This is a genomic window from Kitasatospora sp. NPDC087861, from assembly GCF_044742585.1.
In the GTDB taxonomy this organism is placed as follows: Bacteria; Actinomycetota; Actinomycetes; order Streptomycetales; family Streptomycetaceae; genus Kitasatospora.
Genome location: NZ_JBIUUS010000035.1, coordinates 35,466 through 58,220, shown reverse-complemented (window position 1 = coordinate 58,220; position 22,755 = coordinate 35,466). Strand labels below are relative to the sequence as shown.

26 protein-coding genes are annotated in these 22,755 nt (G+C 74.2%); 16 read left to right on the top strand and 10 right to left on the bottom strand.

The genetic code is table 11. The features are described 5' to 3' along the window. The first annotated feature begins 284 nt into the window (after positions 1 to 284). Positions 285 to 1,907, top strand: coding sequence for a cytochrome bc complex cytochrome b subunit (locus ACIOJE_RS33600; protein WP_400781454.1), 1,623 nt, complete (start codon positions 285 to 287; stop codon positions 1,905 to 1,907). A 106-nt stretch (positions 1,908 to 2,013) separates the two neighbouring features. Here ACIOJE_RS33600 and ACIOJE_RS33595 read toward each other — a convergent pair whose 3' ends face one another. Next, entirely contained in the window at positions 2,014 to 2,412 is a 399-nt protein-coding gene (locus ACIOJE_RS33595) for a cytochrome C oxidase subunit I (protein WP_400781452.1), read from the bottom strand. 263 nt (positions 2,413 to 2,675) lie between these two features. Between ACIOJE_RS33595 and ACIOJE_RS33590 the strand changes: the two genes are divergently transcribed. The 5 genes from ACIOJE_RS33590 to ACIOJE_RS33570 all read left to right on the top strand — a co-directional run bounded on the left by ACIOJE_RS33590 (position 2,676) and on the right by ACIOJE_RS33570 (position 7,053). Further along, on the top strand, positions 2,676 to 3,089 hold the full coding sequence (locus tag ACIOJE_RS33590) for a hypothetical protein (RefSeq protein ID WP_280683510.1): 414 nt from the start codon (positions 2,676 to 2,678) through the stop codon (positions 3,087 to 3,089). Next, a complete protein-coding gene (locus tag ACIOJE_RS33585; RefSeq protein WP_400781448.1) occupies positions 3,086 to 4,168 on the top strand; it encodes a polyprenyl synthetase family protein in 1,083 nt (360 codons plus the stop codon). The genes ACIOJE_RS33590 and ACIOJE_RS33585 overlap by 4 nt, the downstream gene beginning before the upstream one ends. Before the next feature lie 80 nt (positions 4,169 to 4,248). Then, positions 4,249 to 4,860, top strand: a complete 612-nt coding sequence (locus ACIOJE_RS33580; RefSeq protein ID WP_280683506.1) for a TetR family transcriptional regulator — start codon at positions 4,249 to 4,251, stop codon at positions 4,858 to 4,860. A gap of 27 nt (positions 4,861 to 4,887) precedes the next feature. Continuing rightward, a complete protein-coding gene (locus tag ACIOJE_RS33575; RefSeq protein ID WP_400781446.1) occupies positions 4,888 to 6,441 on the top strand; it encodes an FAD-dependent monooxygenase in 1,554 nt (517 codons plus the stop codon). A gap of 177 nt (positions 6,442 to 6,618) precedes the next feature. Next, positions 6,619 to 7,053: a YchJ family protein gene (locus ACIOJE_RS33570; protein WP_280683502.1), complete on the top strand. Its 435-nt coding sequence runs from the start codon at positions 6,619 to 6,621 to the stop codon at positions 7,051 to 7,053. Between the two features lie 24 nt (positions 7,054 to 7,077). Here ACIOJE_RS33570 and ACIOJE_RS33565 read toward each other — a convergent pair whose 3' ends face one another. Then, positions 7,078 to 7,983: a polysaccharide deacetylase family protein gene (locus ACIOJE_RS33565; RefSeq protein ID WP_400781443.1), complete on the bottom strand. Its 906-nt coding sequence runs from the start codon at positions 7,981 to 7,983 to the stop codon at positions 7,078 to 7,080. A 256-nt stretch (positions 7,984 to 8,239) separates the two neighbouring features. On the opposite strand from ACIOJE_RS33565, the gene ACIOJE_RS33560 reads away from it, so the two are divergent. Next, positions 8,240 to 8,761 carry a GNAT family N-acetyltransferase gene (locus tag ACIOJE_RS33560; RefSeq protein ID WP_280683498.1) on the top strand — a complete coding sequence of 174 codons (522 nt, stop codon included), beginning with the start codon at positions 8,240 to 8,242 and terminating at the stop codon, positions 8,759 to 8,761. A gap of 62 nt (positions 8,762 to 8,823) precedes the next feature. On the opposite strand, the gene ACIOJE_RS33555 is transcribed toward ACIOJE_RS33560, so the two are convergent. Further along, positions 8,824 to 9,714 (bottom strand): carbohydrate kinase, encoded by an 891-nt coding sequence (locus tag ACIOJE_RS33555; RefSeq protein WP_280683496.1) that lies wholly within the window; start codon positions 9,712 to 9,714, stop codon positions 8,824 to 8,826. A gap of 392 nt (positions 9,715 to 10,106) precedes the next feature. Between ACIOJE_RS33555 and ACIOJE_RS33550 the strand changes: the two genes are divergently transcribed. The 3 genes from ACIOJE_RS33550 (at position 10,107) to ACIOJE_RS33540 (ending at position 13,312) form a co-directional block, all read left to right on the top strand. Next, positions 10,107 to 11,627: a M1 family metallopeptidase gene (locus ACIOJE_RS33550; RefSeq protein ID WP_400781440.1), complete on the top strand. Its 1,521-nt coding sequence runs from the start codon at positions 10,107 to 10,109 to the stop codon at positions 11,625 to 11,627. A gap of 349 nt (positions 11,628 to 11,976) precedes the next feature. After that, positions 11,977 to 12,501, top strand: a complete 525-nt coding sequence (locus ACIOJE_RS33545; RefSeq protein ID WP_280683487.1) for a SigE family RNA polymerase sigma factor — start codon at positions 11,977 to 11,979, stop codon at positions 12,499 to 12,501. After that, on the top strand, positions 12,488 to 13,312 hold the full coding sequence (locus tag ACIOJE_RS33540) for a hypothetical protein (RefSeq protein WP_400781436.1): 825 nt from the start codon (positions 12,488 to 12,490) through the stop codon (positions 13,310 to 13,312). Before ACIOJE_RS33545 ends, ACIOJE_RS33540 begins: the two co-directional genes overlap by 14 nt. 75 nt (positions 13,313 to 13,387) lie before the next feature. On the opposite strand, the gene ACIOJE_RS33535 is transcribed toward ACIOJE_RS33540, so the two are convergent. Continuing rightward, positions 13,388 to 14,488: a chemotaxis protein gene (locus ACIOJE_RS33535; RefSeq protein WP_280683483.1), complete on the bottom strand. Its 1,101-nt coding sequence runs from the start codon at positions 14,486 to 14,488 to the stop codon at positions 13,388 to 13,390. Between the two features lie 188 nt (positions 14,489 to 14,676). Between ACIOJE_RS33535 and ACIOJE_RS33530 the strand changes: the two genes are divergently transcribed. After that, a complete protein-coding gene (locus tag ACIOJE_RS33530; RefSeq protein ID WP_280683481.1) occupies positions 14,677 to 14,913 on the top strand; it encodes a hypothetical protein in 237 nt (78 codons plus the stop codon). Between the two features lie 28 nt (positions 14,914 to 14,941). Here ACIOJE_RS33530 and ACIOJE_RS33525 read toward each other — a convergent pair whose 3' ends face one another. The 3 genes from ACIOJE_RS33525 to ACIOJE_RS33515 form a co-directional block, all read right to left on the bottom strand. Then, positions 14,942 to 16,459: a sigma-70 family RNA polymerase sigma factor gene (locus ACIOJE_RS33525; protein ID WP_400781432.1), complete on the bottom strand. Its 1,518-nt coding sequence runs from the start codon at positions 16,457 to 16,459 to the stop codon at positions 14,942 to 14,944. Between the two features lie 118 nt (positions 16,460 to 16,577). Then, positions 16,578 to 17,597, bottom strand: a complete 1,020-nt coding sequence (locus ACIOJE_RS33520) for a CAP domain-containing protein (RefSeq protein ID WP_280683477.1) — start codon at positions 17,595 to 17,597, stop codon at positions 16,578 to 16,580. A 141-nt stretch (positions 17,598 to 17,738) separates the two neighbouring features. Beyond that, entirely contained in the window at positions 17,739 to 18,206 is a 468-nt protein-coding gene (locus tag ACIOJE_RS33515; RefSeq protein ID WP_280683475.1) for a GNAT family N-acetyltransferase, read from the bottom strand. 132 nt (positions 18,207 to 18,338) lie between these two features. Between ACIOJE_RS33515 and ACIOJE_RS33510 the strand changes: the two genes are divergently transcribed. The 5 genes from ACIOJE_RS33510 to ACIOJE_RS33490 all read left to right on the top strand — a co-directional run bounded on the left by ACIOJE_RS33510 (position 18,339) and on the right by ACIOJE_RS33490 (position 21,094). Then, positions 18,339 to 18,566 carry a hypothetical protein gene (locus tag ACIOJE_RS33510; protein WP_400781429.1) on the top strand — a complete coding sequence of 76 codons (228 nt, stop codon included), beginning with the start codon at positions 18,339 to 18,341 and terminating at the stop codon, positions 18,564 to 18,566. Positions 18,567 to 18,762: 196 nt separating this feature from the next. After that, positions 18,763 to 18,996: a ferredoxin gene (locus ACIOJE_RS33505; protein ID WP_280683471.1), complete on the top strand. Its 234-nt coding sequence runs from the start codon at positions 18,763 to 18,765 to the stop codon at positions 18,994 to 18,996. A 118-nt stretch (positions 18,997 to 19,114) separates the two neighbouring features. Then, on the top strand, positions 19,115 to 20,329 hold the full coding sequence (locus ACIOJE_RS33500; RefSeq protein WP_400781425.1) for a cytochrome P450: 1,215 nt from the start codon (positions 19,115 to 19,117) through the stop codon (positions 20,327 to 20,329). Positions 20,330 to 20,490: 161 nt separating this feature from the next. Next, complete coding sequence (locus ACIOJE_RS33495) at positions 20,491 to 20,655, top strand: hypothetical protein (protein ID WP_280683469.1); 165 nt, start codon at positions 20,491 to 20,493, stop codon at positions 20,653 to 20,655. A gap of 100 nt (positions 20,656 to 20,755) precedes the next feature. Beyond that, positions 20,756 to 21,094, top strand: coding sequence for a hypothetical protein (locus ACIOJE_RS33490; protein WP_400781423.1), 339 nt, complete (start codon positions 20,756 to 20,758; stop codon positions 21,092 to 21,094). Between the two features lie 51 nt (positions 21,095 to 21,145). Here the strand turns inward: ACIOJE_RS33490 and ACIOJE_RS33485 are convergent, their stop codons facing one another. From ACIOJE_RS33485 to ACIOJE_RS33475, 3 genes are all read right to left on the bottom strand, one after another. Beyond that, complete coding sequence (locus ACIOJE_RS33485; protein WP_400781420.1) at positions 21,146 to 22,027, bottom strand: hypothetical protein; 882 nt, start codon at positions 22,025 to 22,027, stop codon at positions 21,146 to 21,148. A 36-nt stretch (positions 22,028 to 22,063) separates the two neighbouring features. Then, a complete protein-coding gene (locus tag ACIOJE_RS33480; RefSeq protein WP_280683463.1) occupies positions 22,064 to 22,348 on the bottom strand; it encodes a DUF427 domain-containing protein in 285 nt (94 codons plus the stop codon). Positions 22,349 to 22,484: 136 nt separating this feature from the next. Next, positions 22,485 to 22,721, bottom strand: a complete 237-nt coding sequence (locus tag ACIOJE_RS33475; protein ID WP_400781418.1) for a DUF6296 family protein — start codon at positions 22,719 to 22,721, stop codon at positions 22,485 to 22,487. Between the last annotated feature and the right edge of the window lie 34 nt (positions 22,722 to 22,755).

Genomic DNA, 22,755 nt, shown 5'->3' with positions numbered 1-22,755 from the left:
GAACCCCCCGTCCGGCTCGACACGAGCGGCCGGACGGGCCGATGGACGTGCACAGTCGGCCCCCTGCCGACAGCATGACAGAGTAAGCGCTCCATCACCCTGAGCAACGGGTCCAGCGGGTCACCGCCTCCGCGTGCCGGTCCAGCCGGCGGGCCCGTATCGAGAGGTCCCATGATCACAACACTTCGCCGGCCGGCGTTTCCGCCGGCGGGCCTCCAGCACGGCACGCCGAAAACGCCGGGGAGCCCGTCGTGAGAACCGACCAGCAGTCGCAGCCGGGACCGGTGACCAACACACGCGCCAAGCCCGCGAACAAGGCCGAGGCCCTGGCCGACTGGGCCGACGGCCGCCTCGGCATCTATTCCCTGGCCAAGGCCAACCTGCGCAAGATCTTCCCGGACCACTGGTCCTTCATGCTGGGCGAGATCGCGCTCTACACCTTCGTCATCATCATCCTGACCGGCGTCTGGCTGACCCTGTTCTTCAATCCGAGCATGGGCGAGGTCGTCTACGACGGCTCGTACGTCCCCCTCAAGGGCATCCAGATGTCGCAGGCCTACGCCTCCACGATCAACATCAGCTTCGAGGTCCGCGGCGGCCTGCTGATGCGCCAGATCCACCACTGGGCGGCGATCGTCTTCATCGCCGCGATGCTCACGCACATGATGCGCGTCTTCTTCACCGGCGCGTTCCGCAAGCCCCGCGAGATCAACTGGATCTTCGGCGCGCTGCTGCTCTTCCTCGGCATGTTCGACGGTTTCATGGGCTACTCGCTGCCGGACGACCTGCTCTCCGGCACCGGCATCCGGTTCATGGAGGGCGCGGTGCTGGCCGTGCCGATCGTCGGCACGTACCTGCAATTCTTCATCTTCGGCGGGGAGTTCCCCGGCACGGACATCATTCCGCGCCTGTTCACCGTGCACATCCTGCTGATCCCGGGGATCATGCTGGGCCTGCTCGCGGCCCACCTGATCCTGGTCTTCTACCACAAGCACACCCACTTCGCGGGGCCCGGCCGGACCAACGAGAACGTGGTCGGCATGCCGCTGCTGCCGGTCTACACGGCCAAGGCGGGCGGCTTCTTCTTCCTGGTCTTCGGCGTGGTCGCGTTCATGTCGGCGATCGCCACCGTCAACCCGATCTGGCTGTACGGCCCCTACCGGCCCGACCAGGTGTCCACCGACGCCCAGCCGGACTGGTACATGGGCTTCTCCGAGGGACTGATCCGCGTGATGCCCGGCTGGGAGATCAGCGTCTGGGGCGGTCACACCCTGAACCTCGGGGTGTTCATCCCGCTGATGGTCTTCCCGACCGTGCTGCTGGTCATCTGGTGCTACCCGTTCCTGGAGGCCTGGGTCACCGGGGACCGCGGCGAGCACCACATCGCCCAGCGCCCGCGCAACGCGCCGGTGCGCACGGCCTTCGGCGCGGCCTGGATCAGCCTCTACCTGATCCTGCTGGCCGGCGGCGGCAACGACCTGCTCGCCACCCACTTCCACCTGTCGATCAACGCGATCACCTACGCGGTGCGCACCGGCTTCTTCGCCGTGCCGGTGATCGTCTTCGTGATCACCAAGCGGTGGTGCCTGGGCCTGCAGCGGCGCGACAAGGAGAAGGTGCTGCACGGCCGGGAGACCGGCGTCATCAACCGGCTCCAGCACGGCGAGTACGTCGAGGTGCACGCCCCGCTCCCGCCGGGCCGGATGTACACCCTCACGGCGCACGACCAACCGCAACCGGCGGAACTCGCGCCCGAGGTGGACGAGAACGGGGTGGCCCGCAAGGCCGGACTGTTCACCCGGGCCCGGGCCAAGCTGTCCCGCGGCTTCTACGGCGAGGGCAGCCAGATCGCCAAGCCCACCGCCGAGGAGCACCAGGAGATCAGCAGCGGCCACGGCCACCACTGACCCCTGCGGACACCGCGAGGGCCCGCTGCGCCGCCACCGGCGCGGCGGGCCCTCGCGGCTGCGCCCAGCGCCGCGGGCTGATCCGACAAGATCGGCCTGTCCGGCCCTAGCCCCGCATGGCCGCCGGGACGACGGCGAACAGCGCCGCCGCCAGCGTGACGGACAGGCACAGCGCGGCCCAACGGGTGCAGATCCGGCGGCACTCGCTGCGGTAGCGGGCAGCCAGCCGGCGGCAACGTTCGACGGCGCGGTCGACCACCTCCTCCGCGTAGCGCAGCCGGTCGGCGGCGTAGGCCTGTTCGAGGCTCTCCCGCTCGGCGGCGGGCAACCACGGGAACTGCTCGGCGAAGGCCCGAGCGTCCCGTTCGGCCGCCGCCACCTCGGCCTCCCAGGCCAGATAGCCCTCCAGTCGGGCGATCTCCACCCGGGTGTTCACCCGGCCGCCGCCGGCGGCCCTGCCCTGCCGAGGGGTCCGCGCTCTCGGCGGACGCTGTCTGCCACCCATGACCACTCCTCAATGTCCTGTCGAGGTGTGCGGTCGGGACGCCCGTGTCGAGCCGTCCCACCGAACCGGCGCGCGGGAGATCGCTCCGCGACCAGGTCACTACTATCAGTGACCAACCAGGGGCGCGGGGCGACTCGCCGAGCCTCCCGGCGACTCATCACAACCCCGCCCGCCGGACACGCTCCGCGCACGGACCTGTACCATCGGTCGTCATTGCGACGTTGCTCCCCGGCCCGTCCGGGGCACGAACCTGGAGGTCGGCCATGCCCGATGCCGGTCGGTTCAGCGAGTTGGGCGAGCAGGGCTCGCGCGCGGTCATGGAGGCGGCCGCCGCCTTGGAGCGCGAAATCGCCGCCGGGCTCGCCGACGCCAAGACGGCCGGAGCGCGGGTGACCGGCGAACACCGGGTCGACCAGGAGGAGTTCGACAAGCTGGTGCAGCGGGTCTCCGAGAACACCCACCAGCTGATCGACGCGGTGAGCGCCCGGGTGCTCGGCAGCACCACCGGCGACGCCGCCGAGCAGACCCAGAAGCTCACCGCCGACGCGCACGACATCGTCAACCTGCTGCTCAGCCTCGGCAGCCTCGCCCCCGGCGTCGCCAACCAGGGGCTGGCCAACGCCTTCGGGCCGCAGCGCACCGCCGCCCAGGAGCCCGACGGCCGGCAGGAGGGGTGACGCCGCCACGGCTCACCGGCGACGCCCCGCTGGTCGAGCGGGTGCTGGCCCGCTACCGGGAGCGGACGGTGGCCGCCCTGCTGGGCCACATCCCGCAGCAGAGCCCGCCGTACCTGTACGAACTGGCCGCCGACTACCCGGCCCGGCCCTGCAAGGGGCTGCGCGCCGCGCTCTGCCTGGCCACCTGCGCGGCCTTCGGCGGCGATCCGGTGCGCGCGCTCAACCCGGCCGTCACGGTCGAACTGTTCCACAACGCCTTCCTGATCCACGACGACATCCAGGACGGCAGCGAACTGCGCCGGGGCGAGCCGACCCTGCCGGCCCGCTACGGCGCCGAGGTGGCACTGAACGTCGGCAACGCCACCAACCTGCTCGCCCTCCAGCGGCTGATGGCCAACCGCCGGGAGCTGGGCGGCGAACTGGCCTGGCGGCTGTTCGAGGAGACCGAGCTGATGTGCCGCCAGTCGCTGGAGGGGCAGGCGCTGGAGATCGCCTGGATCCGCGACAACGCCTGCGGCCTGACCCCCGGCGACTACTACCGGATGTGCCTCAAGAAGACGTCCTGGTACACCTTCCTCTACCCGTGCCGCACCGGGCTGCTGGTCGCCGAGGGCGCCGACGCCGAGGTCACCCGGCTGGACCGGTTCGGCTGGTACCTGGGCGCGGCGTTCCAGATCCAGGACGACGTGCTCAACCTGGTCGGCACCGAGGAGGAGTACGGCAAGGAGATCACCGGGGACCTCTGGGAGGGCAAGCGCACGCTGCTCCTGATCCACCTGATCGAGCGCTGCACGCCCGCCGAACGCGCCCGCGTGCTCCGATACTTGAGCGCGACCCGGGCGCAGCGAGGCCCCGGCGGCGCCGAGGAGGTGCGCTGGCTGCTCGACCGGATGGCGGCGTACGACTGCGTGGAGAGCGCACGACAGGCGGCGGCCGGGCTGGTGGCGGCCGCCGAGCGGGAGATCGACCAGGTACTCGGGGCGGAGCCGGTCGGGGGCGAAGGCCGGGGCCAGGAGGCCGACGAGGCACGGGAGTTCCTGTTCGCGCTGCCCGGCTTCGTGGTCGAGCGGGGGCGCTGACGCCCGGCGGGCATGCCCGAAGAATACTGCGCGCCACGCACTCTTGCGCGGCACGCAGGTTTCCGGGAAGAGTGGTGGCCGTGACGACGAGTCAGACCGGGCTGCGGGAACGGAAGAAGGCCGCGACGCGAGCGGCACTGAGCTGGGCCGCGTTGCGCCTGGCGGTGGAACGGGGACTGGAGAACGTCCGGGTGGAGGACATCGCGGCCGCGGCCGGGGTGTCGCCGCGCACGTACAACAACTACTTCTCCAGCAAGGCCGAGGCCATCGTCTCCCGGCACTGCGACCGCATCCGCCTCGTCAGCGAGGCGCTGCGCGACCGGCCGGCGGCCGAACCGCTCTGGGAAGCGCTCACCCTCGCCACCCTCACGCCCTTCGAGGGTGCGGCGGAGCAGCCGGACCCGCAGTGGACCACCGCGGTGCAGCTGCTGCTGCGCGAACCGGCGCTCCAGGCCGAGACGGCCCGCGCCGGCGCGGCCGCCGAGGCCGCCCTCGCGGCGGCGGTGGCCGCCCGGACCGGGACCGACCCGGACGGGCTCTACCCGGGGCTGGTCGCCACCGCCGTCCTGGCCGCGCTCAAGGCGGCCGGCGACCAGTGGCTGCGCGCCGACCCGCCGGTACCGCTGCGACCGCTCCTGGCGGAGGCGCTGCGGCAGCTGGCGGCCGGGCTGCCCGACCCGTCGTCTTCGTGAACTCACCATCGCACAGGGGGATTTGCCATGACCAACGATGTCATCATCACCGGCGCCGGCCCGAACGGGCTGATGCTGGCCTGCGAACTCGCGCTGGCCGGAGTCCGGCCGGTGGTGCTGGACCGGCTGGCCGAACGCTCCGCGGAGCAGAAGGCCAACGGGCTGGTCGGCCAGGTGATCCGGCTGCTGGACCACCGCGGCCTGTACCAGCGGCTCAGTGGCGCCCCGGGCGCGCCGGATCCGGTACCCCGCTTCGTGTTCGGCGCCTTCCCGCTCGACCTCCGGCAGCTCGACGGCAACCCGCTGCACGCCCTGCCCGTTCCGCAGCACCGGATCGAGGCGGCGCTGGAGGAGCGGGCCCGCGAACTCGGCGTCACCGTACGCCGCGGCTTCGAGGTCACCGGCCTGACCCAGGACGACACCGGGGTGACCGTCGACGTCGACGGCCCGAGCGGGGCGGAGCAGTTGCGCGCCCGCTACCTGGTCGGCGCCGACGGCGGCCGCAGCACCGTCCGCAAGCTGGCCGGGATCGGCTTCCCCGGGGTCACCTCGCCCGACCCGGTCGCGCGGATCGCCCACGTGCTCCCGCCCGCTGAGCTGCGCGTCCTCGACACCGGCGAGGTGCTGCTGCCCGGCTGTCCCACGCCCTTCCTCCCGTACACCCACACCCGCACCGACCACGGCGTCTTCCTTCTCGCCCCGATGGGCCCGGAGCTCGTCATGATGGCCACGCTGGAGTGGAGCGGACCGCCCGTCGACGAGTCCGTGCCGCCCACCGTGGACGAACTGCGCGCCAGCGTCCGGCGGGTGACCGGCGCCGACCTGGCGCTCGCCCCGGCGAGCACGCCCGGTGCGCACACCCCGCGCCGCCAGGTCGGCCACAACACCCGGCTCGCCGAGCGTTACCGCGAGGGCCGGGTCCTGCTGGTCGGCGACGCCGCGCACGTGCACGCCGCCACCGGCGGCCCGGGCCTCAACCTGGGCCTGCAGGACGCCGCCAACCTCGGCTGGAAGCTGGCCGCCGAACTCCAGGGCTGGGCGCCGCCCGGCCTGCTGGACAGCTACCACCGCGAGCGGTACCCGATCGGCGAACGGGTCTTCATGCACTCGCAGGCCCAGATGGCCCTGATGTCCCCGGGCCCGGCCGTCACCGCCCTGCGCGCCCTGTTCGGCGAGCTGCTGTCCCACCAGGACAACCTCGGCCGGATCGCCGCCCTCATGGCGGGCAGCGACGTCCGGTACGACACCGACTGCCCGCACCCGCTCGCCGGCGGCTTCGTGCCGGACCTCCCGCTCACCACCGCCGCCGGGCCCACCCGGCTCGCCGAAGCCGCCCGCAGCGGCCGCGCCCTGCTGCTCGACCTCTCGGAGGGCCCGACGCAGCTCGCCGAGCTCGCGGCCGGCTGGAAGGACCGGGTCGACGTCCTCGCGGCCGGCTGCCCGCAGCCGCCTGCCGGCGCGCTGCTGCTGCGCCCGGACGGCTACGTCGTCTGGGCCGCCTCACCCGGCGAGGCGGATCCGGACGGCCTGCTGCGCGCGCTGCGCACCTGGTTCGGCGAACCCGCATCCGCCCGCCTCTGAACACCTGCCCCCGGACGGCGTCCGCCAACTGACGTCGGATCACCATCGGTCGGGGCCCGCCGGCTCGGCGAGGAGCGCGCTCCGGAGGCGTCCGAAGGACGGCCGGACGGCGCTCGCCCGGGCCGAGCCGGCGGCCCCGGTCGGGGCGGCAGGCGTGGAGGAGGGAGAATGGACGGCATGTCCCGACGTCGCCCCACGCCCCGCCCCACCGCCGCGCCCCGGCTGCTGCCCTCCTCCCCCTGCCCGTGCGGCCTGCCCACCGCCTACGGCGACTGCTGCGGGCGGCTGCACCGCGGCCAGGGGGCAGCCGGCACCGCGGAGGCCCTGATGCGCTCGCGGTTCAGCGCCTTCGTCGCCCAGGACGAGGCGTACCTGCTGCGCACCTGGCACCCGGACACCCGGCCCGCCGAGGTGGACTTCGACCCGGCGCTGCGCTGGACCGGCCTGGAGGTGGTCGCCACCACCGAGGGCGGCGCCTTCCACGCGGAGGGCACGGTCGCCTTCCGGGCGCACTGGACCGAGGGCCGCGAGGAGGGCGTGCTCACCGAGCACAGCCGGTTCGTCCGGTACGAGGGCGCTTGGGTGTACCTCGACGCCCTCTCGCTCGGCTGACCCTCGGGAGACCCCGAGGGTCTCCTACAGGTAGTCGTCCAGGCGACCGAAGGAGAAGCCCTGCGCCGTGACGTCGTTGACCACCTTGCGGAGCAGCTCCGGCATCGAGGCCTTCCAGATGCCGGTGCCCCGGAAGTGGGTCAGGATGATGTCGCCCGGGTGGAGCTTCTGGTCCCCGTAGCGCCACTCCATGTGGTCCGGGAAGGCCTCCTCGTTCCACAACGGCACCGCCTCGACGCCGCAGGACGCCGCCGCGCGCAGCGTGTCGTCGTTGTACTCGCCGTACGGGGGCCGGAAGAGCCGGGGGCGGACGCCGATCTCCTTCTCCAACTGGTCCTGCTGGCGGCAGATCTCGTCGTGCTGGGTGTCGTAGTCGAGGACCTTCAGGTTGCGGTGGTTGATGGTGTGGTTGTTGATCTCGACGCCCTGGTCGTGCAGGTCGCGGAAGTAGCCGTAGTTCGAGCGGGCCAGGTAGTCGGAGACGTAGGTGCTGAGCGGGATGCCGAGTTCGGCGGCCATCCGGGAGAACTCGGGGTCCTTCTCGTCGCCGTCGTCGACGGTCAGGAAGACCACCTTCGCGTCGGTCGGCACCCGGTACACCACCGGCGGCCTCCCGTCCTTGAGCTTCACGCCCTGGGACTGGGTCAGCACCGACCTGGTCGCCGGGCGCGGCGGGGTCTTCAGCGGCGGGCGCTCCAACCCCCAACGGCGCGCGGTCTCCGCCGACGCCAGGGCGGCCGCCTCCTGGCGGGCCACCGCCTCGGTGCGGCCCTCCTCCTCGGTGCGGGCCAGGCCCGGCAGCGCCTGGGCCACGGCGGGCGCGGCGTTCACCTTGTTGGGGACGGCATCCGGCCGGGCGGAGCCGGCCGGCCCGGCGCAGCCGGCGGCGACGGCGGAGAGGCAGACGGTGGTCAGCAGGCCGGTCCGCACACCCGCTCCCAGGCCGGCCCCGGTCTGCTGACGCCCCCTCAAACCACCATTAATGCGACGATTTGATGATCTGTTCATACCCGCACTGCTCCCCTGCAGCGCACCTCCGCCAATCCCCTCATCACCCGCGCGGTGCAACGACGCGCCGGGTGCCTTGCCCGTCCTTTGCCGAGCCGACGCCCGAACCGACGGCTGACCGGGCACGGCCACGAAAACCCGATTGCGGCCGGAGCGCACGACCACCGATCATGCGCGCATGACCATCACCGCGCCCCGCACCTCCGATCACTGGTCCGTCACCACGGCCGACGTGACCACACCCGAGGCCCTGGCGCTGCTGCGCGACTACTACTACGACGTGGCCAACCGCTACTGCCGCCTGTACCTCGGCCGCGAGGGCACCCCCGAGGAACTGGAGTCGGGCCTGGCCGACACCCCCAGCGACGACCTCGCCGAGCCGGACGGCCTGTTCCTGATCGGCTGCTACGACGGCGCGGCCCAGTCCTGCGCCGGCCTGCGGCGGCACGACGCCGACACCGTCGAGCTGACCCGGGTCTTCGTCCGCCCCGGTCTGCGCGGCACCGGCGGCGGCTCCCGGCTGCTCGCCGCCGTCGACGAGGCCGCCCGCTCGCTCGGCGCCCACCGGATCGTCCTCGACACCCGCCTCGACCTGGTCGAGGCCCGCGCGCTCTACACCCGCCACGGCTACCGCGAGATCCCGGCCTACAGCAGCGGCCCGTACGCCCAGATCTGGTACGGCAAGGAGCTCGGCCGCTAGGGCCTGTCGACGTCGCCGCGCAGGCGGGGGTTCGAAGACCGGCCCTCGGGCCTGTCGGCGCGCTAACCCGCCTGTGCCAGCGCGGCGGTGAGTTCCGCGGCCGAGGGTGGGTTGGAGCCGGGGCGGGAGACGGTCAGCGCGGCGGCCGTCACGGCCTGGGTCAGGCAGTCGGGGAGGCCGGCGCCGGCCGCGCGGGCGGACAGGAAGGCAGCCGTGAAGGAGTCCCCGGCACCGACGGTGTCGGCCACCGGCACCCGGACCGCCTCGGCCCGCGCCCGTACGCCCTCGGCGGTGAGCGCGAACGCGCCGTCGGCGCCCAGGGTGACCGCGACCACGGCCGGCCCGAGGGCGAGCCAGCGGTGCGCGACCGCCTCCGCACTCTCGCCGGGGTAGAGCCAGGCCAGGTCCTCGTCGCTGGCCTTGACCACGTCGCTCAGCGCCACGCAGCGCTCGACGCGCCGCACGGCCTGCGCCCGCTCGCCCATCAGCGCGGGGCGCACGTTCGGGTCGTAGCTGACCGGCGCCCGGCCGCGCCAGCGCTCGACCAGGTCGAGCACCGCCGCCGCGCCCGGGTCGGTGACGGCCGCGATCGAGCCGAGGTGGATCGCGGCCGGCGCCGCGCGCAGCTCGGTCGGCGGCAGTGTCCAGCCGATGTCGAAGGTGTACCGCGCCCGACCCTGCCCGTCGAGTCGCACCACGGCCGAGGGCGTCCGCTCGACCTCGGCGGCCCGGACCACCACCCCCGCCGACTCCAGGTGCGCCCGGATCAGTCGGCCGTTGGCGTCGTCCCCGAGCTGGGTGAGCAGGGTGGCCGGCCGACCCAGCCGGGCCAGGCCGTACGCGACGTTCGCGGGGCTGCCACCGGGGTGGACCGTGTCCGGGGCGCCATCCGTGCGGACGATGTCGGCGACGCACTCGCCGATCACCAGAACGTGCGAATCGGGGCTGGTCACGGCGGCTCCTGGCATCCGGTACGCGGGCGTCGTCTCGGCCGCCAGCCTACGGGGTGCACGCGGGCATGAGGGACGGCCGCCGGACCTGGCCAGGTTCTCCGACGGCCGTGGCCTCGTCCGTCAGGGGGCGAAGCACTTCGAACGTTAGTCAGCGCCCGTCGGCCCCGCCAGCAGTGTGGTCCGTCCGGGGGATGGCCGGGTGTCGGCGCCGTTGCCGGAGACGCCGCCCGGCCGCCGCCCCCGGTCCACTAGCATCCCTGCCCGGTGCGTCACGCACGTGCCGCCGCCGGGCCCCGCTCCTCGGCCCGGCTCCCGAAGCACGACGCCCCAAGCACGACGCCCGACGCACGACGTCCCAAGCCCGACACCCCAAGCCCGACTCCCGAAGTGCGGTGATCACCCTGCTCAGGCCCCGTGCCCGACTCGCCCTCCCGCTCGCGCTCAGCACGGCGCTGCTGTCCGCCAGCGCCCCGGTCGCGACCGCCGCGGCAGGCCTCGGCGATCCGGTCTTCCCCTCGCTCGGCAACACCGGGTACGACGCGCTCGCCTACGACCTGTCCTTCGACTACCGGCCCGACACCCGCACGGTCGACGCGACCGCGGTGATCACCGCCCGGCTGTCCCGCACGCTGGCGCGCCTGGAGCTGGACGCGCTCGGCCTGACCGTGCGCGCCGTCCGGGTCGACGGGCGCCCGGCGGAGTTCGCCGCCCACGACGAGAAACTGAGCATCACCCCGACCCGGCCGCTGCACCGCGGCACCACCACACGACTGACGGTCGAGTACACCGCCGACCCGCGCGCCAGGCTCCCGCACACCGGCTGGGTGCCGACCCCGAACGGCTTCGCGGTGGCCGGCCAGCCGGACGCCGCGCACACCGTCTTCCCGTGCAACGACCACCCGAGCGACAAGGCCCGCTTCACCATCGCCGTCACCGCGCCCGATGCTCTCCAGGGCGTCGCCAACGGGGAGTTGGCGCAGACCGAGCGGCTCGACGACGGCCGGACCACCCGGCGCTACGTCTCCCGCGAGCCGATGGCCACCGAACTCGTGCAGGTCTCGGTCGGCGACTACATCGTGCGCGAGCGCACCGGCCCGCACGGCCTGCCGCTGCGCGACGTCGTCCCGACCGCCCGGGCCGCCGAGCTCGAACCCGCCCTGGCACTCACCGCCGACCAGCTGACCTGGGCCGAACAGCACCTCGGGCCGTTCCCCTTCGAGACCTACGGCCTCCTGCCCGCCGACACCGACGACCCGGACGCCTTCGCCTTCACCGGCCTGGAGACCCAGACCCTCACCCTCTACAAGCCGAACTTCCTCCGCCAACCCGAGCCCGCGATCGGCTCGCACATGATGCACGAGCTGGTGCACTCCTGGTTCGGCGACAGCGTCTCCCCCGCAACCTGGGCGGACCTGTGGCTCAACGAGGGACACGCCGACTTCTACGCCCTGACGTACCGCTACGAGCGCGGCTGGCCGGACGCCCAGGGCTCCACCACCCTGGTCGACCGGATGCGCTCCGTCTACGGCCTCGGCGACCAGTGGCGGCACGACGCCGGGCCGGTCGCCGCCCCCACCGCGGCCACGCTCTTCGACGGCCAGCGCTACACCGGTGGCGCGCTGGTGCTGTTCGCACTGCGCGAGCGGGTCGGCGCCGACACCTTCGACCGGATCGAGCGGACCTTCCTGCGCGAACACCGCCACGGCACCGCCAGCACCCAGGACTACCTGCGCACCGCCTCCGAGGTCTCCGGCCAGGACCTCAGCGGCTTCCTCACTGACTGGCTGTACGGGCTGCGCACCCCGCCGATGCCGGGTCACCCGGACTGGACGGTCACCCCGGTGGGCTCCACCCCGGCGGCGGCCGCGCGCGGCGTCCCCGCCGAGCCGCCGCACGGCTCCGGGACGCTCTGACCCGCTCGCCGGTCCGGGCCGGTCCCCGGCGCACCGCCCTTCCGGGCCTTCCTCGTACGCCCCGGGCGCGCCGCACCGTGCGCCCGGACGCCCCATGAGCGCCTCTGGCCGGGCGGGCCCGAGGGCGCCATCGTGGTGCGCACGGCCCGCCCGCCGCCCGGCCGAGTCCCGGCCGGCTCGCGGGCCGTCCAACGTCTCCGTGCCGGTCCGTCGGAATTCCCGCGTCCGGCACGCAACCCGGAGCACCGTCCAACGCGTTCAGCTGCCGTGAGAAGGACACCACGACCGCGGCCGACCAGGCCGACACGGCTGACGAGAACGGCGCGGACACCATGGCGGGGACGGCGGGATGAACGACGGTACACCGGACTTCGAGGAGTTCGTCTCCGCCTGCGGCCCGAAGATGCTGCGCGTGGCCTGGCTGCTGACCGGCGACCCGCACCAGGCCGAGGACCTGCTGCAGACCGCGCTCGCCAAGGTCTGGCCCAAATGGGAGCGGATCTCCATCGACCGGCCCGAGGCCTACCTGCGCAAGACGCTGGTGAACTGCCACGTCTCCTGGTGGCGTCGCCGCTGGACCGGGGAAGTGCCGCACGGCGAGCTGCCGGAGCCGCCGGCGGCGAACGCGGACCCGTACGAGGGGGTGGTGCTCGGGCAGGTGGTCGCCCAGGCCGTCCGTGCGCTGCCACCGCGCCAACGGGCCGTCGTGGTGTTGCGCTTCTTCGAGGACCTCAGCGTCGAGGAGACCGCCGAGGTACTGCGCTGCAGCACCGGCACGGTCAAGAGCCAGACGCACCGCGCGATCGCCGCGCTGCGCGGCCACTTGCCGGCCCGGGAACTGATGCTGGACGGGGGACACCGTGATCGGTACTGACCTGCTGGACCCCGACGACCCGGGGCCGGACGGCGTCGAGGGCGAGGAGGAGTTGCGGATCCTGCTCCACGAGGCCGTACCGGTGCTGGCCGAGCCCGAGGACCGGATGGCCCAGATCCGCGCCCGCGCCGCCCGCACCCGGCGACGGCGGCGGGCGGGCGGGCTCGGGGCCGGCCTGACCGCCGGGCTGGTCGCCGCGGCGCTGGCCGCCGCGCCCGCGATCGCCCCCGGGCCGGAGCGGGCGGCGGCGGGGGGCACGGCGCCGGCCGCGACGGCGCCCGAGCCGACGGCCGCCGGTGGACCGTCCGCCGAAGCCGAGACGCACAGCACACCGATCCGCTTCTCGAGGTTCCCGATCGTGATGGTCGAGGTGCCGAACGGCTGGTACAGCCAGAGTGCCGTCTCTTCCGACTCCCGGGTGGCCTTCGGCTACCTGGCCACCGGGCCGATCGAGCCGACGCCCTCCTGCCCGCCGACGGCCGGCTCCTGCCCGCCCGCCGACCGGCTGCCCGTCGACGGAGCAGTTCTCACCCTCCGGGTGGGCGACGACCCGGGCATCATCCAGAAGCTCACCAACACGCAGGCCGGCCTCGCCAACACGCCACTCGACAAGGACTGCTCCCTGCGCGGCGGCAACAGCGAACTCGTGGGCCACCGGATCGTCATCCAGTCCGGCGCACCGCTGATGATCCAGCTGACGGCCTGCCTGAGGGGTCCCTCCGGCCGGACGCTCCAGCAGGTGCAGGGCGTGCTCGACTCGATCCGGAGCAACCCCGGGGGCACCAGCTCGCCGAGTCCCGGCCGAGGCTGATCCGCCCGTCCGGCCGGGCGGCGACCGCGCTGCGGGCCTCGGCGGTGGGCCGTGCCCGGGCCCGCAGCGGGCGGGTCAGTACCGCAGGACGGCCGCGATGTGACCGCGGGCGGTGAGTTCGCCGGTGGGGACGAACTGCACCTTGGCACCGGTGTCGAGGGCGCGCTCGACGATCTCGTCGACCATGTCCTCGCGGACGTCCGGCTCACCGGCCGCCGCCGGGACGAGGTGGTTGTCGGTCACCCGGACGGGCTGCCAGTAGTCCTCCTCCACCGCGACCAGCGCGGCACGGCCCTCGGCGACGGACTGCCAGACCTCGTCGATGCCGGCGGCCAGGCCCTTGACGCCCTGGGCCTGGTCGAGGCGCTCGTGCAGCTCGGTGACGGCCTTGCTGCCCTGCTCGGCGACGGTGGCCCGGACGGCCTCGGCCACCGCGGCGGCCGACGCGTGGCCGAGGCCGCCCCGCGAGACCTGGGCGGCGGCCCGCTTGGCCACGGTGCCGACCTCGTCGAGCAGGGAGATCGCGGCGGCCTCGCCGAGCACGTAGAGCGGGCGGCCGTCGGCCTCCAGCACGGCGGCCAGCGCGGTGTCGGCCGAGCGCAGGAAGCGGCGGGTCTCCTCGTCGCGGAACGTGCTCGGCACGTCCCCGATCCGCTCCTTGCGCTCGACGTCCCAGTCCGGCGGGACCTGGTCGAGCGGGAAGCCGGCGGCCGTGTGCTCGACCAGGCGCGGCCCGCTGCCGCTGAACAGGGCGACCCGGTCGGCGGCGACGGTCAGCACCCAGTAGGGCGCACCGGCGGTGTAGGCGGAGACCAGGTTGCGGGTCAGGAAGGTCTCGGACAGCACGACCCGGGCGGGCACCGGGCGCGGCAGGTACCACACCTGGTGCTCGCCGGGGGCCGCGTAGATCACCAGGCCGTCCTCGGCGTGCACGAGGTCGACCTCGGTGAGCGCGCGGTCCAGCTGCTCGACGACGTCCAGCCGGTCGGCCCGGCTGACCGCCTCGTCGGCGTGCAGCCGGCTCTTCGCCTCGGCGACGAGGTTGCGCAGGCGGACCGGGTCCTGGGTGTTGTCGGGCTCGCTGCGGTGGGTGGGCAGCAGAACGGAGACGGCCGGGTAGCGCCGGGGGCGGCGCAGCTCGGCGAGGACGGCTGGCGTGAGCTCGGCTGCGTACATCGGGTGCCCTTCGTGTCGCGGTGGGTGGGTCGGGGGGCGATGAGTCCGACTGCGCGGCGATTCGACCGATTTGCCGGACTCATTCCCGTCCCCTCCCCATCCCACCGCCCTCCTACGCCTCCCGCCACGGGAGAGGGAATCGGCCGGCGCCGCCGTAACCCGCCCGGCGCATCGTCGTTGGACCCGCCATGAAGAAGCGCAGCATGCTCGCCGTCGCCTCGCTCGCCGTGGGTGTCGTGGCCTCGCTCACCGCGCCGAGTGCGCACGCCAGTGCCGTCGGGGGCCAGGACGGGGCGTCCGGGGCGGTGACGAGTGCGCCGGACGCGTTGCCGGGGCAGGTCGGGGACGCGGGCGGCGTGGTCGGCGAGGCAACGGGTTTCACGACGGGGGCGGCGGACGGGCTGGTCGGGATCACCCCGGCGTAGGTCGGGGCGGCTTCGGGACAGCGAGGCGTCAGGACAGCGAGGCGCCGAGGTCCTGGGTCCAGTAGGCGCCGCCGGGGCCGGTGGCCAGGCCGATGCCGACGTCCTTGAAGCCGCAGTCCAGCATGTTGGACTGGTGGATGCCGCCGTCCATCCAGCGGGTGAACACCGCGGCGGGGGCGGTCGGGCCCCGGTCGAGGTTCTCGCCCCACTGGGACCAGCGGTAGCCGGCGGCGGTGAACCGGGCGTCGGTGCGGACGCCGTCGGGGTTGACGTGGTCGAAGAAGCCGCGGGCGACCATGTCGTCGGCGTGCTTCTGGGCGGCGGCGTGCAGCCGGGGGTCGATCCGCAGGGGGGCGCAGCCCGCCTTGGCGCGTTCGGCGTTGACGAGGTCCACGAGCTGGCGTTCGGGGCTGGGCGGTGGCGGGGCGCTGGGCCGGGTCGCGGTGGGTGACGGGGTCGGCGTCGGCGTCCCGGTGGGGGTCTCGGTGGGCGTGGCCGCGAGGGTGACCGGGGCGGCCGGGGTCGCGACGGCCGTCGGGGTGTCGGGCGCGGCGGACGGGGTGGTGGGTTCGGGGGCCGCCTCCCGCGGGGATTCGGCGGGGTGCGACCAGACCAGGGCGAGGGCGGTGACGGCCACCACCGCCGCCGTGCCGCTCGCCAGGACGGCCTTGCGCGCCGCCGTCCCGGCCCAGCCGCCGTGGGTGCCGGCGGCGGTCGGGGTGGCGGTGGCGACGGTGGCCGCGGTGTGCTGGAAGTGCAGCAGCGCGGGCGAGCCGAGTGGGATCGGCACCAGGGCGAGGCCGGCCAGCAGCCCTTCGGCGGGGAAGAGGTCGCGGCCGAGGCGGTCGCAGGTGGCGCAGCCGCGGATGTGGCGGGCGATGCGCTTGCGCCACACCGAGTTGGGGGTGCCGTCGAAGCCGGCCGTGGCGTCGGCGAGTTCGGGGCAGCGGGGGTAGGCGCCGAGGGCGCGGACGACGACCCGGCCGGCTTCGAGTTGCTTCTTCATCCGCTGGACGCGGACGGCGGCGTGCTGTGGGGTCAGGTCGAGTGCTTCGGCGAGTTCGGCGCGGGTGAGTTCGCCGCCGGCCTCCAGCCACCAGAGGGCGAGGAGTTCGCGGTCGTCGGGGTCGAGCCAGCGGGTGGCCTCGGCGACTTCCCGGCGCTGGCCGGAGAGGCCGAGGCGCAGGATGGTGAGGTCGGTGAAGTCGGCCCTGGGGTCGGCGAGTTCCCAGGTCTCGTCGAGGCCGCCGACGGTCGGCTGCTGCAGGCCGACGGTGTGGCGGCGGCGGACCTGGTTCATGGTGATGGCCACCAGCCAGGAGCGGAAGGACTCCGGTTCGCGGAGCCCGTCGAGGCCGTCCAAGGCGCGGATCATGGTCTCCTGGGCGACGTCGTCGACGTCGGCGTGGCCGTCCAGGGCGCGTCCGGCGACGTTGTAGACGAGCGGCAGCCAGGCGGCGACCAGCGCCTCCTGGGCCTGCCGGTCGCCCGCCTGGGCCGCGCGTACCAGGGTGGTCCCGGTCCCGTTCTGCACGTCAGCGTTCATGGTCCGCACTCCGTCTTGCCGTGTTCCGTCCTCCGCTGCCTCCTCGGAGACCTGCAGGGAGTGATCAGATAACAACAATTTGCGCGGAATCGGAAAACGGGCCCTGCCGAGGGGCCGGTCAGGCCGGAGCGGCGAAGACCTGGGTCCACCAGGGGCCGCCGGAGCCGCTCCGCACGCCCACCCCGAGCTGCTTGAACGCGCAGTTCAGGATGTTCGCGCGGTGACCGGGGCTGTTCATCCAGGAGTCCATCACGGCGGCCGGGTCCTTCTGGCCGCGGGCGATGTTCTCGCCCCAGGTGCTCCAGCGGTAGCCGGCCGCCTCGATGCGGTGGTCGGCGTGGTAGCCGTCGGGGCTGGCGTGGTCGAAGTAGTTGCGGTCCGCCATGTCGTCGCTGTGCGACTGGGCCGCGCTCGCCAGCCGGGGTTCGGCGGTGACCGGGCCGCAGCCGGCCTTGGCGCGTTCGACGTTGACCAGGTCGACGACCTGCTGGGCGTAACCGGAAGCCGCGCCGCCGCCGGCCGGGGCGGGCGCCGAGGTGCTCGCGGGGGCGGGGGCGGCGGTGCGCTGCGCGGTGGAGGGGGTGCCGGCGGACTTGGCGGGGGCGGACGTGGTGGCCGTCGCGGTCGGGCTCGGCTTCGCGGTGGCCGTCGGGGTCGCGCTGGCGGTCGGCGAGGTGGTCGGCGAGGCCGAGGCGGTGGTCGGGGCGGCACTGGTCGGGGCCGCCGCCGGGTCGGTGGCGGCCAGGTCGACCGGCGGCAGGGCGACGGTGGGGGCCGCTGCCCCGGCTCCGGGGACCTGGATGCCGTCGTGGGTGCCGGCCTCGGCGGCTATCAGGGTGTCCGCGGCCAGCGCCTGGCCGGCGGCGTCCCGGTCGGTCGGCTTGCCGGCGTAGGCCGCGTAGCCGGCCCCGGCCAGGGCGGCGAGCAGGCCGGTGCCGGCCACCGCGGCGACGACGGCGGAGACCGGGCCGAGCGGGCCGCGCCTTCGGGCCCGTCGGCCCCGGCCTCCGTGGCGTTCCGCGTGCCGCTGGGCGGCCCGGCGCGCGGCGCGGCCGCCCGTCCGGCCGGGGGCTCCGCTCCGTGCGCCGCTCTCGGCACCGCTCGCCGGGAGGATGGTCGTCCTGTCGTCGCTGTTCACGTGGCCACGCTTTCTGTCCGGGTCGGCGGGTCGGGTGCCGACACCTGGGAGACCTCCCGGCGGCGCGCCGATAACAGAAAGTCCGAACGAATGTCCGGAGGCGTGGTCACAGGCCCGGCTCAGGGGCCTCCCGGATCCGGCTCAGGGGGCGTCGGGGGCCATGTCGTACGTGACGAACATGGTCCGGGTGGCGACCTGGTCGTACTTGCTTCGGGCACGGTGGTTGTCGTCGGACGTGATCCAGCGGACGGTGTTCCAGCCGCGTTCGGCGGCGATCGTCCGCAGCCTGGCCAGCAGCAGGTCCACCGCGCCGCCGCCACGCACCTCGGGCGCGACGAACAGGTCGTCGAGGAAGCCGCCGACGGCGCCGTGCAGCGGGCGGGCGAAGGGGCGGTAATGGGCGAGGCCGACCGGCGTCCCGTCGCCGTCACGGACCAGCAGGCCCTCCAGTTCGTGGTCCGGGTCGGTGAGCCAGGACCAGACCAGTTCGGCCTTCTCCGCCGGCATCGGCACCCGGTAGAACTCGCAGTAGCCGCGGAAGAGTTCGCGCCAGGCGGGGTAGTCGGTGCGCTCCGGTGCGCCGACGCTCCAGCGGGTCGTGGTGGTCAACTCGGTCTCCCTCGGTCGGGCGGGTCCCGGGGTCGCCGGGCCGCGGTGTGGCGCCAGCATGACGGGCCGTCGGCCCCGCGCCGATCTCCACCACGGCCAAGACCGGCCGTCCACGCACTCCACTCCGGCGCGGTGCGGGCCGCTCGCGGACCGGCCTGCGCGCGCCGGGCCACCCGCGGGATCGGGCCGGACTCCCGGACGGCACGGGTCCGGCCGGAACTGGTCGTCGAGATCGCCTCCGACGGCTCCAGCTCGGCCTCCGCCACCCGGCCGGGCCGGTCCTGCCGCTCGCCCGGCCGGGTGGCGGAGGCCGGCACCGGCGCCGCCGTACGGGAGATCGCCGCCACCGAGGGGCTGTGAGTCGCGGGTTGGCGGAGTAACGTCAATTTCAAACCTCCCGCGCGGCGGGGCTGCTCCGGACCCCAACCGAATCGGCCATTCTGGGCGATCCCGGCATCGCACCCTCCGTGGACACAGAGGTGACGGTTAGGTTGGCAATGACAACGAGAGGCGGCCGCCGGACGCCCGGCGCCGCACTGGCGAGAGGTGCTCGACCATGCAGGTGAGCGTCGACCGGGACCGCTGCTGCAGCTCCGGCATGTGCGTCATGAACGCCCCGGACATCTTTGAACAGGACGACCAGGACAGCCTGGTGAGGCTCCGTCAGACCGAATTCGAGCCCGCGCAGTTCGCCGTGCTGAGACTCGCCGCCGATCTCTGCCCGGGCGGCGCGATCAGCGTCACCGAGGAGGACGCCGTCGAGGCGGCGCCCGCCAAGGACGCCGGCTGAGACGCCCGACCGGCTCCCGACGACTACTGACCGTTCCCGACCGCCGCCGCGCGGACCGTCAGCCCCGGCACCACCAACCCACCCAACCGAGGACATCGCGACGCAAGGAGACCCCACCTTGACGAGCACACCCACCACCCAGGCCGTGCCGATGCCGGCCCCACGCGCCGTCGGCTGCCCGTTCAGCCCGCCGCCCGCCTACACCGAGGCCGCCGCGACGGCGGCGCTCACCCGCGCCAGCCTGCCCGACGGCGAGTCCTGCTGGCTGGCCACCGGCTACGCCGAGGTCCGCGCCATCCTGTCCGACCGCCGGTTCAGCGCCGACGCCCGCCACCCAGCCTTCCCGATGCTGGTGGCCAACCGCCGGGAGCTCATCATCGAGAACCCGAGCTTCATCCGGCTCGACGACCCCGAGCACGCCCGGCAGCGCCGGATGGTCACCGGCGATTTCCTGGTCAAGCGGGTCGAGGCGATGCGCCCCGACATCCAGCAGATCGTCGACGAGGCACTCGACCGGATGACCGACGGCAGGACCGAGGCCGACCTGGTCGCCGAGTTCGCGCTGCCGGTCCCCTCGCTGGTGATCTGCCTGCTGCTCGGCGTCCCGTACGAGGACCGGGACCGCTTCCAGGGGCTGAGCCGGACCCTGCTCAGCAAGCACGGCTCGGCCGAGGAGGTCCGGGCCGCCTTCGACGAGCTGAGCGAGTACCTCGGTGGCCTCGTGGCCGACAAGCGGGAGCAGCCGGGCGACGACATACTCAGCCGCCTCGCCGTCCGGGACGACCTCACGCCCGACGACATCGCCTCGACCGGCGTCCTGCTGCTGGTCGCCGGGCACGAGACGACCGCGAACATGATCTCGCTCTCCACCGCCCTGCTGCTCGAACAGCCCGAGCAGATCGCCCTGCTGGCCGACCCGGCGACCCTGCCCGGCGCCGTCGAGGAGCTGCTGCGCCACCTGACCATCGTGGACACCGGGCTGCCGCGGGTGGCGCTGGAGGACGTCGAGCTGGGCGGCACCGTGATCAAGGCCGGGGAGGGCGTGATCGCGCTGCTCTCCACCGCCAACCAGGACGAGAACCTGTTCGGCGGTGCCGACCGGCGGCCGGCCGACGAACTCGACCTCGGCCGGGACGCCCGGCGGCACATGGCCTTCGGCTTCGGCGTGCACCAGTGCCTCGGTCAGCCGCTGGCCCGGGCCGAGCTCCAGATCGCCCTGGCCACGCTGTTCCGGCGGCTGCCCGGCCTGCGGCTGGCGGCCACACCGGACAAGCTGGAGTTCCGCTCGGAGACGCTCATCTACGGAATGCGGTCACTGCCCGTCACCTGGTGACGGCGCCCGGTCGACGAACGGGCGGGGCCGGCCGGCGGACCGGTGGTCCGGCTGGCCCTGACGCCGGGGCGGGGGCAGGCTGGAAGGGCGAGGGACAGACCCGGCCCTGCCGCGCCCCTGGCCCGGGCGCGCTCGGACCGGCCGAGGAGACGGAGTCCGCGATGACCGACATGAGCGAACGGTCCGAGGTGAGCGCCGACCGCGACGAGGACGTCCGCGCCGCGGATCCCGAAGAAGGCATCACCTCGATGCAGAACCTGCACGCGCAGGACACCTCCCAGGCAGAGGGTGCGCCCACCCTGGAGGAGTCCGGTCCGGATCGCTGAGCATCTGTGAGCAGCCGGCCGCCCGGTGGCACCGGGCGGCCTTCGCGACCGCAGGTGTCGTCGCCCGGGTGGCGGCTCACCGGCGGGGGAGGATAGGCGCATGACCGAACACGATCACAACGGCAGGCAGGCCCGACCGCCCGTCGACCCGCGCACGTCGTGGGCGACCTGGACCACGCAGTCGATCATCAGCGGACCCGGCGGGGTGACCACCACCGAGGTCGGCCCCATCTCCGGCGACCTCACCGTGCACACCACCTGGGTCGACGGCGAGACCCGGCTGACGGTCCAGTACACCGGCGCGCTGGACTGGTACACGGTGGCCGGCAGCCCCGTGCCGGCGGCCGACGAGACCACCGCGCGAGCGATCCACCAGGCGATGGTGAACGGCGTCAAGGCCGGCCGCGGCGCGGCCGCCCCGGCGCCACCGGGGCCCTAAGGCTTGTCCGGGGGGCCTGCCGAGCCCGGCAGGACCCCCGGCACGTCCTGTTCACTCCCCCGGGACGACCTCGCCCTTCACCACCGGCGCCGCGGCGGCCCAGTAGGCGCGGTCGGCCGGGGGACGCGAGCGCAGGTCCGTCCGGACCTCGCCGGCCAGCCGGCGGGTGTCGCGCCGGTTGACGGTGGCCCCGATGCCGGCGCCGACCAGGAGCGGGGTCAGCGACGGCAGCCGGCGCAGCGAACTGCGGGTGAGCCGGCGGCGGACCTGCTGGCGCACCTCCGCACCGAGCGCCAGCGCGGCGAACCCGGCCGGCCGGGTCAGCAGTCCCGCGTCGATCCCCCGGTGGTTGGCCCAAGCTCCCAGGTAGGCCCCGGCACGCTGGGTGACGCTGCCCGGGGCCCGGGCGCCGTAGACCTCGTGCAGCTCGGCGATCAGCTTGATCTCCACGGCCGCCACGGCGAGCGTCTCGGCCGCGATCTCCACCGGCATCGCGGGTGGCACCGGCATCATCGCCGCCGCCCCCACGCCCGCGCCCAGCGCGCCGGAGGCCCGGACCGCGCCGGTGACCAGCAGGTCGGCCAGCGCCTCGGGGTCGGTCGCGCCGGGGTGCTGGGCGCGCAGCGTGGCGAGGTCGCGCACCGGGATCCGGGGCGCGGTCTGCACCAGCTGCTCGGTCAGGGCCCGGCCGCCGAACGCGGCGCCCCGGGCGGCGGCCCGGCCGCCGGTGCCGAGCAGGCGGGCCACGTTCCCCACCAGGGCCCGGCCCCGGCCGCGCTCGGCGCGGTACTCGGCGACCTGCCAGTCCCCGACGGGCTGCTCGGCCTCCTCGACCAGTTCGGCGAGCTCGCCGGCCAGGCCGACGTCGGGGGCGGGGGCCGGGGTGGGATCGGGGGCGCGTCTGGAATGTCCGGGTTTACGGAAGACTGCCATGGATATCCGGTACCCCCTCGGCCCCGGCGGTACGCGCTAGTCGGTGATCTCCACCCCGCGCCAGAACGCCACCCGGTCGCGGATCTCCTCGGCCTCCGGCTTCGGGTCGGCGTAGAACCAGGCCGCGTCGGGGTTGGTCTGCCCGTCCACGTCCAGCGTGTAGTAGCCGGCGGTGCCCTTCCAGCTGCACACGGTGGTGGTCCCGGACGGGCGCAGGAACTCGGTCCGGACCGAATCGGCCGGAAAGTAGTGGTTGCCCTCGACGACGACGGTCTCGTCGCTCTCGGCGATGACGGTGCCCTGCCAGCGTGCTGTGGTCATGCCCGCGATTCTGCCCCAGGGACGGGCGGTGGCCGGGCGGTTCCCGGAAATCGGGCGGGCGGAGCGGAGATCGGGCCGGGCGGAGCGGCGATCCGGCGGCCGGAGCGGGCGATCGGGCCGGGCGGCAGCCGGGCGGTCAGGGCAGCGGCTCGGCGTGGACGGGCAGGTGCGGGGACTGGTGGCCGCCGCTGGCGAGCATCCGGACCTCGCCGGCGTCGCTGATCTCGGCCCGGACGATGCCGCTGGCGTCCTCGTACACGGGGTGTCCACCGGGGCCGGTCGCGCTGGTGCGGGTGACCACGACCACGTCCTGCGGGGCCTGGGTGCCGGGTGTGCCGGGGAAGGTGAGCATGTAACGGTTGGCTGGGTTCATCTCCGTCTCCTGATCCCGGTCTCGTGGCCCGGCG

Excerpts from the sequence above, each read along its gene's own strand:
- ACIOJE_RS33525 (WP_400781432.1), bottom strand. The coding sequence starts at position 16,459 with ATGAACGCTGACGTGCAGAACGGGACCGGGACCACCCTGGTACGCGCG.
- ACIOJE_RS33595 (WP_400781452.1), bottom strand. The coding sequence starts at position 2,412 with ATGGGTGGCAGACAGCGTCCGCCGAGAGCGCGGACCCCTCGGCAGGGC.
- ACIOJE_RS33590 (WP_280683510.1), top strand. The coding sequence starts at position 2,676 with ATGCCCGATGCCGGTCGGTTCAGCGAGTTGGGCGAGCAGGGCTCGCGC.
- ACIOJE_RS33480 (WP_280683463.1), bottom strand. The coding sequence starts at position 22,348 with ATGACCACAGCACGCTGGCAGGGCACCGTCATCGCCGAGAGCGACGAG.
- ACIOJE_RS33490 (WP_400781423.1), top strand. The coding sequence starts at position 20,756 with ATGACCGAACACGATCACAACGGCAGGCAGGCCCGACCGCCCGTCGAC.
- ACIOJE_RS33505 (WP_280683471.1), top strand. The coding sequence starts at position 18,763 with ATGCAGGTGAGCGTCGACCGGGACCGCTGCTGCAGCTCCGGCATGTGC.
- ACIOJE_RS33475 (WP_400781418.1), bottom strand. The coding sequence starts at position 22,721 with ATGAACCCAGCCAACCGTTACATGCTCACCTTCCCCGGCACACCCGGC.
- ACIOJE_RS33485 (WP_400781420.1), bottom strand. The coding sequence starts at position 22,027 with ATGGCAGTCTTCCGTAAACCCGGACATTCCAGACGCGCCCCCGATCCC.
- ACIOJE_RS33570 (WP_280683502.1), top strand. The coding sequence starts at position 6,619 with ATGTCCCGACGTCGCCCCACGCCCCGCCCCACCGCCGCGCCCCGGCTG.
- ACIOJE_RS33530 (WP_280683481.1), top strand. The coding sequence starts at position 14,677 with ATGAAGAAGCGCAGCATGCTCGCCGTCGCCTCGCTCGCCGTGGGTGTC.
- ACIOJE_RS33575 (WP_400781446.1), top strand. The coding sequence starts at position 4,888 with ATGACCAACGATGTCATCATCACCGGCGCCGGCCCGAACGGGCTGATG.
- ACIOJE_RS33545 (WP_280683487.1), top strand. The coding sequence starts at position 11,977 with ATGAACGACGGTACACCGGACTTCGAGGAGTTCGTCTCCGCCTGCGGC.
- ACIOJE_RS33560 (WP_280683498.1), top strand. The coding sequence starts at position 8,240 with ATGACCATCACCGCGCCCCGCACCTCCGATCACTGGTCCGTCACCACG.
- ACIOJE_RS33495 (WP_280683469.1), top strand. The coding sequence starts at position 20,491 with ATGACCGACATGAGCGAACGGTCCGAGGTGAGCGCCGACCGCGACGAG.
- ACIOJE_RS33535 (WP_280683483.1), bottom strand. The coding sequence starts at position 14,488 with ATGTACGCAGCCGAGCTCACGCCAGCCGTCCTCGCCGAGCTGCGCCGC.